13 protein-coding genes are annotated in these 12,119 nt (G+C 68.7%); 5 read left to right on the top strand and 8 right to left on the bottom strand.

The window, feature by feature from the left end; translation table 11 throughout:
• The first annotated feature begins 131 nt into the window (after positions 1–131).
• Positions 132–701 carry a MerR family transcriptional regulator gene (locus tag ACOGW9_RS00865; protein ID WP_419907481.1) on the top strand — a complete coding sequence of 190 codons (570 nt, stop codon included), beginning with the start codon at positions 132–134 and terminating at the stop codon, positions 699–701.
• Positions 702–730: 29 nt separating this feature from the next.
• On the opposite strand, the gene msrB is transcribed toward ACOGW9_RS00865, so the two are convergent.
• The 3 genes from msrB to ACOGW9_RS00850 all read right to left on the bottom strand — a co-directional run bounded on the left by msrB (position 731) and on the right by ACOGW9_RS00850 (position 2,738).
• A complete protein-coding gene (gene msrB / locus ACOGW9_RS00860; RefSeq protein WP_419907479.1) occupies positions 731–1,159 on the bottom strand; it encodes a peptide-methionine (R)-S-oxide reductase MsrB in 429 nt (142 codons plus the stop codon).
• 65 nt (positions 1,160–1,224) lie between these two features.
• The gene (locus ACOGW9_RS00855; protein ID WP_419907477.1) at positions 1,225–2,298 is read right to left on the bottom strand and encodes an LLM class flavin-dependent oxidoreductase; all 1,074 of its coding nucleotides are present in this window, start codon (positions 2,296–2,298) and stop codon (positions 1,225–1,227) included.
• Positions 2,299–2,342: 44 nt separating this feature from the next.
• Complete coding sequence (locus ACOGW9_RS00850) at positions 2,343–2,738, bottom strand: hypothetical protein (RefSeq protein ID WP_419907475.1); 396 nt, start codon at positions 2,736–2,738, stop codon at positions 2,343–2,345.
• Between the two features lie 92 nt (positions 2,739–2,830).
• Here ACOGW9_RS00850 and ACOGW9_RS00845 point away from each other — a divergent pair, with 92 nt between their 5' ends.
• Both ACOGW9_RS00845 and ACOGW9_RS00840 read left to right on the top strand, forming a co-directional pair.
• Positions 2,831–3,691: an enoyl-CoA hydratase/isomerase family protein gene (locus tag ACOGW9_RS00845; RefSeq protein ID WP_419907473.1), complete on the top strand. Its 861-nt coding sequence runs from the start codon at positions 2,831–2,833 to the stop codon at positions 3,689–3,691.
• A gap of 40 nt (positions 3,692–3,731) precedes the next feature.
• Positions 3,732–4,910, top strand: coding sequence for an aromatic ring-hydroxylating oxygenase subunit alpha (locus ACOGW9_RS00840; RefSeq protein ID WP_419907471.1), 1,179 nt, complete (start codon positions 3,732–3,734; stop codon positions 4,908–4,910).
• Positions 4,911–4,979: 69 nt separating this feature from the next.
• Here the strand turns inward: ACOGW9_RS00840 and ACOGW9_RS00835 are convergent, their stop codons facing one another.
• The 5 genes from ACOGW9_RS00835 to ACOGW9_RS00815 form a co-directional block, all read right to left on the bottom strand.
• A complete protein-coding gene (locus ACOGW9_RS00835; RefSeq protein ID WP_419907469.1) occupies positions 4,980–5,864 on the bottom strand; it encodes an NAD(P)-dependent oxidoreductase in 885 nt (294 codons plus the stop codon).
• Positions 5,854–7,413, bottom strand: a complete 1,560-nt coding sequence (locus ACOGW9_RS00830; RefSeq protein ID WP_419907467.1) for an AMP-binding protein — start codon at positions 7,411–7,413, stop codon at positions 5,854–5,856. Before ACOGW9_RS00830 ends, ACOGW9_RS00835 begins: the two co-directional genes overlap by 11 nt.
• Positions 7,414–7,471: 58 nt before the next feature.
• Positions 7,472–8,518: a peptidase M29 gene (locus tag ACOGW9_RS00825; RefSeq protein ID WP_419907465.1), complete on the bottom strand. Its 1,047-nt coding sequence runs from the start codon at positions 8,516–8,518 to the stop codon at positions 7,472–7,474.
• A 119-nt stretch (positions 8,519–8,637) separates the two neighbouring features.
• Positions 8,638–9,336, bottom strand: coding sequence for a histidine phosphatase family protein (locus ACOGW9_RS00820; protein ID WP_419907709.1), 699 nt, complete (start codon positions 9,334–9,336; stop codon positions 8,638–8,640).
• Positions 9,337–9,401: 65 nt separating this feature from the next.
• On the bottom strand, positions 9,402–9,797 hold the full coding sequence (locus ACOGW9_RS00815; protein WP_419907463.1) for a hypothetical protein: 396 nt from the start codon (positions 9,795–9,797) through the stop codon (positions 9,402–9,404).
• Positions 9,798–10,083: 286 nt separating this feature from the next.
• Between ACOGW9_RS00815 and ACOGW9_RS00810 the strand changes: the two genes are divergently transcribed.
• Entirely contained in the window at positions 10,084–10,725 is a 642-nt protein-coding gene (locus ACOGW9_RS00810) for a hypothetical protein (RefSeq protein ID WP_419907461.1), read from the top strand.
• A 67-nt stretch (positions 10,726–10,792) separates the two neighbouring features.
• Positions 10,793–12,097 (top strand): serine hydrolase domain-containing protein, encoded by a 1,305-nt coding sequence (locus ACOGW9_RS00805; protein ID WP_419907459.1) that lies wholly within the window; start codon positions 10,793–10,795, stop codon positions 12,095–12,097.
• Positions 12,098–12,119: the final 22 nt, after the last annotated feature.

Raw genomic sequence — 12,119 nt, 5'->3', positions numbered from 1 at the left:
TCGAATTGGCCCCTTGCGCCGCGGCGACGCCGCCCCGTACCCTCTGAGGCACTATAGATCACAGCCCAGTAGTTCACCGTGTGTGATTTGGTGTGATTCGCAGTCTGAATCGCAACCCGAAGGAGCCTCCGATGGCCAACGAGCAGCTTGCGCCCTCCCTTGGGGTGCCGCAGTCGGGTGAGGGGTTGGAGCCTCCGCCGGCGATGCCGTCAGCGTCTCCCGCGGAACCGTCGGACGCAGGGGCGTTCTCGGAGGGATTCGCGGGCCCGCAGACTGCCCAGCTAGTCGGCATCACCTACCGCCAGCTCGATCACTGGGCCCGCAAGGGACTGGTGAAGCCGTCGGTTGCGGACGCTGCAGGCAGCGGCTCGCGGCGCCGCTATTCCTACAACGACCTCGTCGAGCTGAAGATCGCGAAGAAGATGCGCGACCAGGGCATCGACCTGCGCTCGATCGCCCGGGCCTTCGAGTACCTGCGCGACCAGCTCGGCGGCGAGGTCGCCTCGGCCAACATCGTCATCAGCGGCACGGACGTGCTGCTGGTGGACGAAGACCAGGTGCTGAGCCTGCTGCGCCAGGGTCAGTCGGCAATGCTCACGGTGCTGCCGGTGGCGGGCGTGCGACGCGAACTCGATGCGGACGTCGTGAAGCTGTTCCCCGACGAGCCGATCGCCACCCAGCTCAGCCTCGACTTGGAGTGAGGGCCGAGCGGGCCGGCGCTGAGCCGGCCTCAGCTTGACTCGTCGTCGGAGGGCACGAACTGCAGCGACGCGGAGTTCATGCAGAAGCGGTCTCCCGTGGGCCGGGGGCCGTCGGGAAAGACATGACCCAGGTGGGCACCGCACGCCTTGCACATCACCTCGGTGCGGACCATCCCATAGGAGCGATCGACTTCGGTGTCCACGGCGTCGTCGGAGACCGGCTGGGTGAAGCTCGGCCAGCCCGAGCCGCTCTCGAACTTGGTCCCGGATTCGAAGAGCTCGGCGCCGCAGACCACGCAGCGATACTGGCCGTCGGCATGGTTGTCCCACGTATCGCCTGAGAAGGGCCGCTCAGTGCCCGCTTCCTGGGTGACGTGGTACTGCATCGGCGTCAGCCGTTCGCGCAGCTCCTCGGGGGAGAAGGTGACAGATCGTCCTGTCTCAGATTGCCCAGCCATGCCCACCACGGTAGTGATGCACCAGCCATGCCGGATGTCGCCCCGCGCCCGATCAGCAGGCAGCCTCAGGCCGTCGCTGCCGTCGCCCCTTCGTCGCTGACGTCCCGCACGATGTCGATCATCTCCGCCAGCGTGTCCAGCCGGGCTGCGGCGGTCGGCCCTTCAGGCTGCAGGCGCAGGACATCCACGCCGGCATCGCGGTACGCCCGCACCTGCTCGGTGACCTGCTCGTGCGTGCCCAAGAAGTTGGTCTCGGTGACGAGCCGGTCCGGGACTGCAGCCGCTGCTGCGGCCCGGTCGCCGTCCAGCCAGAGGCGTTGCACGTGGCGACATTCATCCTCGAAGCCGCCGCGGCGGTAGGCATCGTTGTAGAAGTTGGCGGTCGCCGATCCCATCGCCCCCAGCGTGAAGGCGATGCCGGGCCGTCGGGGAGCGATGAGAGCCTCGGGGTCGTCGCCGAACTCGACGGCGCCCCCGGCCTGGCAGGCGACCGAGCCCGGCGGCCGGCCGGCCGCCGCCGCGGCGTCCAGCACATGACCCCAGGTGGCCTCCGGGCAGCTCGGCACGAAGCACACGCCCACCCAGCCGTCGGCGGCCTCGCCGGTGTACCGCAGCGAGCGCGGGCCGAGGGTTGCGAGCCAGATCTCGATCGAGTCGTTGGCGGGCTGCGCGAGGCGCAGCGACTTGCCCTGCCCGTCTGGCAGCGGAAGCACATGGTGGCGGCCGTCGTAGGCGATCTTCTCGCCGGCGAAGGCTTGGCGGCAGATGTCGACTGTCTCGCGCAGCCGGCCCAGCGGATCGGCGAAGCGCACACCGTGCAACCCCTCGACCACCTGTGGCCCGCTGACGCCGAGCCCCAGGATGAACCGGTCGCCGGTCATGGCCGCCAGCGAGAGCGCGGTCATCGCGGTCATGACAGGCGCCCGTGCGGAGATCTGCAGGATGCCGGTGCCGAGCTTGACCCGTTCGGTCACCGCCGCGAGATACGCGAGCGTCGAGACACCGTCCATGCCCCACGCCTCGGCGGACCAGAAGATGTCCACGCCGATCCGCTCTGCCTCGCGCAGGAACTCGACCTGTTCGTCCCAGTCGCGCCGCTTGCCCGACGCCGGCCCTCCGAACCCGATCGCTGTGCGCATCCAGCGCACACTAGAGCCCGGCCCCCTGCAGGGGTTGAGATCGCTCAGGCGGGGTGCAACGTGACGAGGCCGCCGAGCTGGGCGAGATCCTGCAGTGCCTGGTCGTAGAAGAACCGGGCGGAGCACGCGTCGCGCGCCCATGCCTCTTCCGCCGGGGTGGGCAGATCGCCTACCGCACCGACCCGCAGCGCACCCGTGGCGTTCGAGCTCACGGCTGTGCGGTTGCCCACCAGCAGTTCCTCCAACGCATCGCTGCGGTCGCCGGGCTCGTCGAACACGAAGAGCCGCCCGCCGTCGGTCACAAACGGCGTGACGTAGTAGGTCTGCTCGCCGGCCGGCGTCTCGGTGTCGAGCCGCAGCATGAGCACCCCGTCAAAGGGAGCAAACGGCGCAAAGGGCGCGACCAGCGCATCGTCTGCTTCGCCGGACTCGGGAGCCACGGCGGGCAGCGTACCCATGCGCCGAGATTTCACTAGTTTCAGCATGCGACCCGCCGCGGCGGCGGGCCTGCCTGCACAGGGGGGAACGAGTTATGACGAGTGAGCAAGCGAGCTACTTGGACACCGAGTACTTCGGATTCGAGCAGGCGCTGGGGTCGAACGGCGTGCTGACAGTGACGTTCAACAGGCCCGAGTCGATGAACGCGTCGAACCACTCGATGAAGCGGGACCTGATCGAGCTGATCACCCAAGTCCAGATGGACGACGCCGTGCGGGTCGTGGTGTTCACCGGGCAGGGCCGTGCGTTCTGGGCCGGAGACAACCTGGGCGGCTACGAGGCGGAACATCCCTCGGCGATGCCCGAGATCTTCGGAGGCCATCACAACGCCGCGGGCACCTACAACAGCCTGCGGACGATCTCCCAGGCCGTCAACACCGCGGTGCGCCGGCTCGACAAGCTGACGGTTGCCGCCATCAACGGCTTCGCCATCCAGACCGGCTTCAGCTTCGCCCTAGCGTGCGATTTCCGCGTCGCGGCACGCTCTGCCCGGATGGGCTCCGCCACGCTGCGCTTCGGGCTGCTGCCCGACGAGGGCGGCCAGTGGCTGCTGGTGCAGCACCTCGGTGTCGCCGGGGCGACCGACTTCATGATGCGCAAGCGGATCGTGGATGCCGACACAGCGCACGAGTTAGGGCTCGTGCACGAGGTGGTCGACGATGACGATCTGCCCTCGGCCGCTGCGGAGCTCGCAGCGGAGCTGGCCGACGGCCCGCAGGTGTCGATGCGCATGCTCAAGCGGTCGATCCTGCTGGCAGCGGAGATGACCTGGGAGCAGTCGCTCGACGAGATCGCCTCCAAGACTGCGATCACCGATCACCTGCCAGACGCCGCCGAGGGCGTCTCGGCCTTCCTGTCCAAGCGCCAGCCCGAATTCAACGACTGGCTTCGCTGAGGAACTGCTCCCGAACGCCGGGCGGTGGCATACTTCCGCCGTGGATCACGCTGAACAGGTCAGCCACATCAAGACGCTGCTGGCGCGGCTTGACTCGGGCACCAACGTGGACGCCGGCGGCGTGCGCTACAACCCCACGTCCTCCTACACCGACCGTGAGCTTGCCCGCATCGAGCGGCGCGAGTTCTTCGACACCCACCCCCAGATGGTGGGGCTGTCGGGCGACCTGCCCGAGGCCGGCTCGTTCATGACCCAGGACGACCTCGGCACGCCGATGCTGCTGGTGCGGTCGCCCAGCGGCCGGTTCCGGGCGTTCGTGAATTCGTGCCGTCACCGCGGCGTGGTCATCGAGACCGAGCCGCGCGGGCGCAAGCGCCGCTTTGCCTGCCCGTTCCACAACTGGACCTACGACGCCGACGGCGCACTGGTCGGCCTGCCCAAGTCGGATCACTTCGGCGAGCTCGACCGCGACGACCTCGGGCTGTTGGAGCTGCCGGCTCTCGAGCGCCACGGTCTGCTGTGGGTGCACCCGCAGCCCGGCGGCACGCTCGACCCCGATGCGCTGCTGGGCGAGGAGCTCACGGCCGACATCGCCGGGTGGGACTTCGGCAAGCTGGGCTGGCTCGGCTGTGACACCTATGAGGTCGACTGCAACTGGAAGCTCGCCATGGACACGTTCGGCGAGACGTACCACTTCCCGGTGCTGCACTCGGACACGCTGTCGAACGACTTCTACGGCAACGTGCAGTGCTACGACGAGTTCGGGCGCCATCACCGGCTGATCCTGTGCCGTCGTGGCATCGACGACGCCCGCGAGCGGCCCCCGTCGGAGTGGGACATCACTCGCTACGGGCTGCCGGTGTACTGGCTGTTCCCGAACGTGCAGCTGATCCCGTCACGCGAGGTGTTGTTCCTGGTGCGGGCGTATCCCCACCCCACCGAGCCCGGCCGTCACACCAGCCAGATCTCCTTCTACCTGCGGCCCGGCGTGGCACGCGACGACGCCGAGTTCGACTTCATGGCCGAGGCGTCGCGGGCATTCAGCAACGTCATCCGCGACGAGGACTACGTGATGAGCGCCAGCCAGCAGCGCTCGGCCAACAGCGGGGCGCTCGAACATGTCGTGTTCGGCCGCAATGAGCCGGCGCTGCACCACTTCCACAACACCTACCGGGCCGCGCTCGGCCAGGAACTGCTGCCGCTGCACCCCACGCCCTGACGGGTGTGTCCCCGCGCCGGTGCTGCCGGTCTCGGGCCCCTGCGAGCGATGACCCGTAGCGCCCGGGCGCTAGGGGCGACGCTCGGGCGGCAGCAGCAGCGTGATGAGGCTGGAGGTGTCCCAGCGGCCGCCTCCGAGCTCCTGGATGCGCTTGTAGAACTGGTCCACGAGCGAGGTGACCGGCAGGGGAGCGCCGTTGCGCTCGGCCTCGGACAGCACGATGCCCAAGTCCTTGCGCATCCAGTCCACGGCGAAGCCGAAGTCGAACTCGCCGGCTTTCATCGTGGTGCCGCGATTGGCCATCTGCCATGAGCCGGCGGCGCCTTGAGAGATCGTGTCGAGCACGGCGTCGAGGTCCAGATCGGCACGGCGGCCGAACTCGAGGCCTTCCGACAGGGCCTGCACCAGCCCGGCGATGCAGATCTGGTTGACCATCTTGGTGAGCTGACCCGATCCCGCGCCTCCGATGAGCGTCACGGCGCGCGCGTAGGCGTCCATGACGGGACGGGCCCGCTCGAAGTGGGCGGCCTCGCCGCCGCACATGACGGTCAGCACGCCGTTCTGCGCCCCGGCCTCGCCGCCGGAGACGGGTGCGTCCACGAAGCCCACGCCACGCTCGGCACACGCCGCGGACAGTTCCCGCGCCAGGTCAGCCGATGCGGTGGTGTGATCGACCAGGACTGAGCCCTCGCCCATGGCGGCGAGCGCACCGTCGTCGCCGTAGACGACCGCTCGCACGTCGTCATCGGCGCCGACGCACATGAACACGATGTCGGCGCCGTCCGCGGCCTCCGCAGGCGTTGCGGCCACCCGGCCCTGGTGCTCGCCTGACCACCGCTGCGCGACGCTCACGGTTCGATTGAAGACGGCCACGCGGTGACCTGCCGCCGCGAGGTGGCCCGCCATCGGGAAGCCCATCACGCCGAGCCCGATGAAGGCGACGTCAGACGGCACGGCCGGTTCCTTGATTCTCGTTGAGCATTGCTCGTACCTCGTGTTTGCGGACTTTGCCGAGCGCTGTGCGGGGAAGCTGGTCGGTCCAGAACACTGCCTTGGGGTGCTTGAAGCGTGCCAGGCGCCCATCGAACAGCGCCAGGAGCTCAGCGGCCTCGGCCTCGGCATCGCCAGCGGCGCCGGCAGCGGCCGCCGGCCCGGTCGCCCGTACGGCCACGATGACCGGCACCTCGCCCCAGCGCTCGTCGGGCACGCCGACCACGGTCGATTCTGCGACGAGGTCGGTGCCCGAGAGCACCTCTTCGAGCTCGGCGGGATAGACGTTCTCGCCCCCGGAGATGATCATGTCCGTGCGGCGATCGTCGATGTAGATCCAGCCGTCCGCATCGGCGTGCCCGATGTCCCCGGTGTGGAACCAGCCGTCGGTGATGGCATCAGCAGTGGCTTCGGTGTCACGCCAGTACTCGCGCAGCACACTCGGCCCGCGCACCCACAGCTCGCCGCGCTCGTCCGGCGCCGCGTCTGCCCCTGCATCGGTGACGATGCGCACCTCGCACATGGTCGAGGGCTTGCCGCACGAGCCCGGATGGCCCGCCGCTTCGTCGCAGCGCAGGTGCGCCGCGATCGGAGCGGTCTCGGTGGAACCGTAGATCTGCCCGACCGGCACGCCACGGTCGAAGAAGGGCTGGGTTGCGGCCGCCGGCACGGGCGACGATCCCGTCATGATCCCGCGCAGCGAGCCGAAGTCGGCGGTGACGAAGCGCGGGTGGGCGGCCACGGCGGTCAGCGCGGCGGGCACCAGCACCGTCCAGGTCGGCTGCCACTGCTCGACATCGTCGAGGAACTGCCCGGCATCGAAGGCGCGCTCGATGAGCGCCGCCGCTCCTCCCAGCAGAGCTGGCAGCGTCTGGATGTTGAGCCCGCCCACGTGGAACAGCGGGATGGTGGTGAGCACCCGGTCCGTGCTGGTGAGGTCGTGGGCGTGGGTCGAGTTGACGGCGTTCGCCGACATTGCCGCCTGGTCCAGCAGCGCCCCCTTGGGATGACCGGTCGTGCCCGACGTGTAAGCGAGCAGCACCGGGTGAGCCGGCGTGCCCCGGCGCGGCGGAACCGTGCCGGACACGCCAAAGCTGCTCGGCTCGTCAGGCACCACTGCGACCCTGCAGACCGCCCCGATCGATTCTGCATGCTGCTCGAATCCCGAATCAACCGCCAGCAGGCCGGGCCCGGCGTGGTCGAGGATCCACCGGTGCTCGGGCGGTGCCAGCCGCGAGTTCAGCGGCAGGTAGATGGCACCGAGCCACGAGCATCCCAGCAGCAGCCGCAGTGCGGCAGGCCGGTTCGGGCCCAGCCACGCCACACGGTCGCCTTCGCCCACCCCGGCCGCAGCGAGCCATGCAGCCGTCGCCCCGATCTGGTCGGAGAACGAGCGGTACGTGTGCTCGACCCCTTCGAACGCCACCGCGGTCGCGTCGGGGCGATGATCGGCCCAGCGCTCGACACGCGCAGCGAGATCGGCGCCGGCTGACAGCGGCCCGGGATCGCTCACGGCACCGGCCAGCAGTCGGTCGGGTGACGATCTGGGACCAGGCTGCCGACGGGTGCCCTCAGGCCAGTTCGCCTTGCAGCTGGCCGTCGATCACGACTGCCTCGCCGTCGAGGAACACGCTGTGGTTACGCATGGGCAGGTCGAAGTGGCCCAGCGTGTGCCGGCCGGCGTGCTCGTTCGCCCCGGTGGAGTACAGGAAGTTGCCCGCGAAGGCCCGCTGCTCGGTTCCGTTGGTCTGGCTGCGGTCGTACATCGACAGGGTGTCCCAGCGAGCGCCGGGGTTCATGCCCCAGCCCACGTGGCTGGTGGCGTATGCCTCACGGTCGCCCCAGGCATCGGTGTAGCTGCGGAACAGTGCGGCGTCGGTGCCGGCGCCCTCCACGCTCACGACGTAGTCGTCGTCGATGTGCAGCGTGACCGGCGATTCGATGTACCGCTTGAACGTGAGGTTCATGTCGCCGCGGTCCATCACGATGGTGCCGTTGACGGTGCCCGCCTTCGGGAAGGCGAGGCACAGCCCGCCGGGCCAGTGGCTGATCGTGCCCGGACGTGACGTGTAGCCCCAGCCGCCGCCGCACGGTGCTCCGCTGACGTCGACGACCAGATCGGTGCCTGCCGCCGAGGTCACCGCCATCTCCGAGGCCCCGATGAGCTTGCGGATGCCGACCTTGACCTTCGGCTCGAGGTCGGGCTCGGGCAGGAGCCGCTCCAGCGCCTCGGGATGCTCGTTGGAAACCATGAGGATGCGGGAGCCCTCGCCCAGGATGGATGGCAGCTCAGGCGCGTGCAGCAGCCCCTCTACCGTGCAGTCGACCACGAAGTCCACCGCGCTCAGGGCCGCCATCACCGCGGTCGAACCGGCGATGGCATCGGACGCGCCGGTGGAGCGCACCGGCACGGGTGCGGACTGGCGCGGCGTCGGCACGACGACGTGGATCGGCGGTGTGCCGAGGCGATCCAGCGCCAGCTCTGCCAGGTTCACGTTGACGGCCCGGCTCTGGCTCTCCGACAGGATGGCGGCGGTCTGGCTGTCATCGACGCCGCACAGCTCGAAGACCGACGCGAACGCGTCGATCCACTTCGCTTCGATTCGCTCAACCAGCATCTGGTCCTCCCGACAAGTTCACGGACCTAGTGTCCGACGACCCCGCGTCGAACAACCCGGGCAAGGCCAAGTTAGAGCGTTGCAGCGGCTGCCGATGCTGCCCCGTTGCACGCAGCGGCTCAGGCCGCCTCGACGGCGGCAAGATGCGCGGCGTCGTTGAATCGCCGTACCTGCCACAGGCGCCGCCCCTCGAAGGCCAGCAATTCCAATTCGGTAATGGACGTCACTGCCGTGACCACGCCGACGCCCCGATGGCTGGGCGCGATGCCGAAGGCCATGGCCATCGCGGCGGAGGTGATGCCGCCGTGGCAGCCCAAGAACACGGTCTTGGCCGGATGCGCTGCGGCGATGTCGTTCAGGGCTTGCGCGACGCGATGGCGGAAGCCCGCACGGCTCTCGCCTCCTGGGATCACCTCGGTGTACGGCTGGTCCATCGGCTGGACGAACCCGAAGCGCTCGCGTGCGGCTTCCCACGTCATGCCGTCGGCGGGAGTGAGACGCATCTCCTCGAGGTCGTCGCGAATGTGCACGTCGAGCTTGCCGCGCTCAGGGCCGCTGCCCAGCGCAGGCAGGACGATGTCGGTGGTCTCGCGTGCCCTCGGCAGCGGGGAGGAGTACACGACGTCCACCGCTGGCTCACGGCCCGCAGCAAACCTGTCCCGCAGTGCAGCGGCCTGCGCACGGCCTCGCTCGGTGAGCCCGCGGCATCCGTTGGGCCCGCCGACAATGCCTTCAGCCATCGCCACCGACTCGCCGTGGCGGACGATCAGCAAGCGCGAGAGCAGTTCCTGTTCAGCCATCTCGCCTGCCGCTGACATCCACACCGCAGAACTCTAGGTGCGCTCTCGCACGGCACGTTGTCGTGCCCGAGGCCGCTGGGCTTCTAGGTGAGCGAGGTCGCCGAGCTGCGATGCCGTGGACGTCTGGCTCGCCGGGCGGGCCGCACCGGTGCCGTGCTGGCCGTGCCGGCAGCACCAGCTCGTGCCGCCTCGGCGCACAGGCCGATGGAGTCCAGCGTGCGGGGATCGAAGGCGGCTGCCGTGCCGGTACGGAAGTCACGGGCGATGCTGACGCCTTCGATCTGTTCGGCATCCGACGCGACTGCCTCGACCGCATCGGCAAGCCGATCCGCTGCCCGGACGAACACGAGGGCCTGGATGCCGTCCCCGGCCGCCGCGGCTGGGTGCGAGTAGCCGGCGCACTCGAGCCGCTCGACGGTTCCCGCAACGGTCAGGTCGGCGCCTTCGACAAACAAACAGAATTCATGCGTGGTCTTCACAGGCGCTTCACCTCTCGTTGCTTCGCTTGATGCCGGAAGCCCTGGTCGCATTGCCGAGCGTCCGACGGGTCTGCGGCACTCTAGTTGCGGTTGCTTGCCTGCTGTCAAGAGCTTTATTCTCAATCTATTTCCATAGTTTCTGTGTAGTTTAGGAATCCGTTTCTGGCAATCTGTTCGGGGCGGCCGCCGGCCCGCACGCCGCAGCGGGCGTGCATTCGCTAGCGGGACGGTCCGGAGCGCCGCGCCGACGCGACCGGAAAGTGCCTGGGCCGTAGCATGCGGCCCGATGACAGGTGACACGGGGATGTCAACGCCGCAGCACATCGCCTATCGAGCGATGGTGGCCTCCGACGTCGGCTCGGTTCCTGTGGGGTGCATGGGCGAACCCGACGAACTGGCAGAGCGGATCGCCAGCCTTGGATCCGCTGCGATCCTGGCATTCGAGGGAGACCGCCACGTCGGGCAGCTGCAGTTCCGGAGGTACATCCCCGGACAGCGAAGCCCCAACAGCATCTGGGATCCGGTGTACTGGATGGACTTCGACGGCCGGGCACCGACCCTTCCCCCCGGCACGATCAGCGTTTTCTGCTATCACGTCGGCCAGCTTGACGACACCGACGACCGCGACAGCCGCTACTTCGGTCGGGGCATCGGGGCCGGGCTGCTCGACCGCATGCTGGAGTGGGCGGCCGCCACCGGCGCGGCGGCCGTGGTCGCGAAGGCGTCGCCGTCGTTGAGGCCGGTGATGGGCTTCATGGGCGGTCAACCAGTCGAGGTCTACGAGGAGCGAGGCTTCCAGACTGTCGCAAGCTGGTCCGACCCCGATCTCGCCGAGGCGGTCGTCGAGCGTGGCATCGCGACCACTGAACAGCTCCCGGCCGCGGCCACCGTCAGCTGCTGCGTCCTGAACCTTTCCGAGCGCCGCTGACAGAGCCTTCGGCCGATTCCTGAGCCGTAGCCTGCAGGACGGCGAGTAGCGAACACCGGAGGTTGTGATGGGATCGATCACCTCAGACATCGAGCCAACCGTCGATCCGGCCGAGGTGGGCTTCGACGCCGGTCGGCTGGAGCGCATTGCCGCTCATCTGGATCGATATGTCGACGACGGGCGCCTGCCGGGCGTGTCGGTGCTGCTGACGCGCGGCGGCCAGACCGCCTACACACACCGCTACGGCCAGCGAGACTGCGAGCGGTCGCTGCCGGTCACCGCCGACACCATCTATCGCATCTACTCGATGACCAAGCCCATCGTGTCGATCGCTGCGATGCAGCTGTACGAGCAAGGGTGCTTCCAGTTGAAGGATCCGGTCTCGCGTTGGATCCCGGAGTTTGCGAACGCACGCGTCTTCGCCGGGGGCAACGTGATGCAGTACCAGACTCGCGAGCCCACCAGCGAGGTGACCGTCCACAGCCTGCTCACCCATACGTCTGGCCTGACCTACGACTTCCACTTCGCTAATGAGGTCGACGCGCTGTACCGGGCCAACGGCTTCAACTGGGGTGCCCCCGGCAACCTCGAGGAAACCTGCGAAGTGCTCGCATCGCTCCCGCTGCTGTTCGATCCGGGCACCGAGTGGAACTACAGCTACTCCACCGATGTTCTGGGCCGTGTCGTCGAGGTCGTCTCGGGTCAGTCGCTCGACGAGTACCTCGTCGAGCACGTGACCGGGCCGCTCGGCATGGTCGACACCGGCTTCGAGGTGCCTGCCGCCGATGTGGAACGGTTTGCCGCCAACTACACGACGGCCACGCTGGCGGCACGCGAGGCAGCAGGCAACACGGGGCCGACCGTGCCGCCATACCGGCCCGACGATCCGGGCTTGCAGCGCACGCTGATGGATGACCCGCGCACCTCGGCCTACCTCGGACCGCCCAAGATTCTCTCCGGGGGCGGGGGACTGGTGTCCACCATGGGTGACTACCACCGGTTCACCCAGATGCTGCGCAACGGCGGCGAACTGGACGGCACCCGCAGCATCGGCCGGCGCACCCTCGAGTTCATGGCCAGCAACCATCTGCCGGGCGGGACCGACCTCACCGAGTGCGGCCGGGCGCTGTTCTCGGAGGCCGCCTTCGACGGAGTCGGCTTCGGCCTGGGCTTCTCCGTCGTGCTCGATCCGGCCAAGGCTAAGGTCGTCTCCAGCAAGGGCGAGTTCGCCTGGGGCGGGGCTGCGTCGACAGCATTCTGGGTGGATCCGGTCGAAGACATCACGCTCGTCTTCCTGACGCAGCTGCTGCCCTCCAGCGTCCACCCGATCCGCCCAGAGCTCAAGGCGCTCGTCTATCAAGCGCTGGTGTGAGGCCTGCCGCTGCTCTTGGAGA

It is taken from the genome of Candidatus Poriferisodalis sp. (assembly GCF_965203655.1).
Lineage (GTDB): Bacteria > Actinomycetota > Acidimicrobiia > Acidimicrobiales > Poriferisodalaceae > Poriferisodalis.
This window is presented reverse-complemented; position numbering and strand designations above follow the sequence as displayed.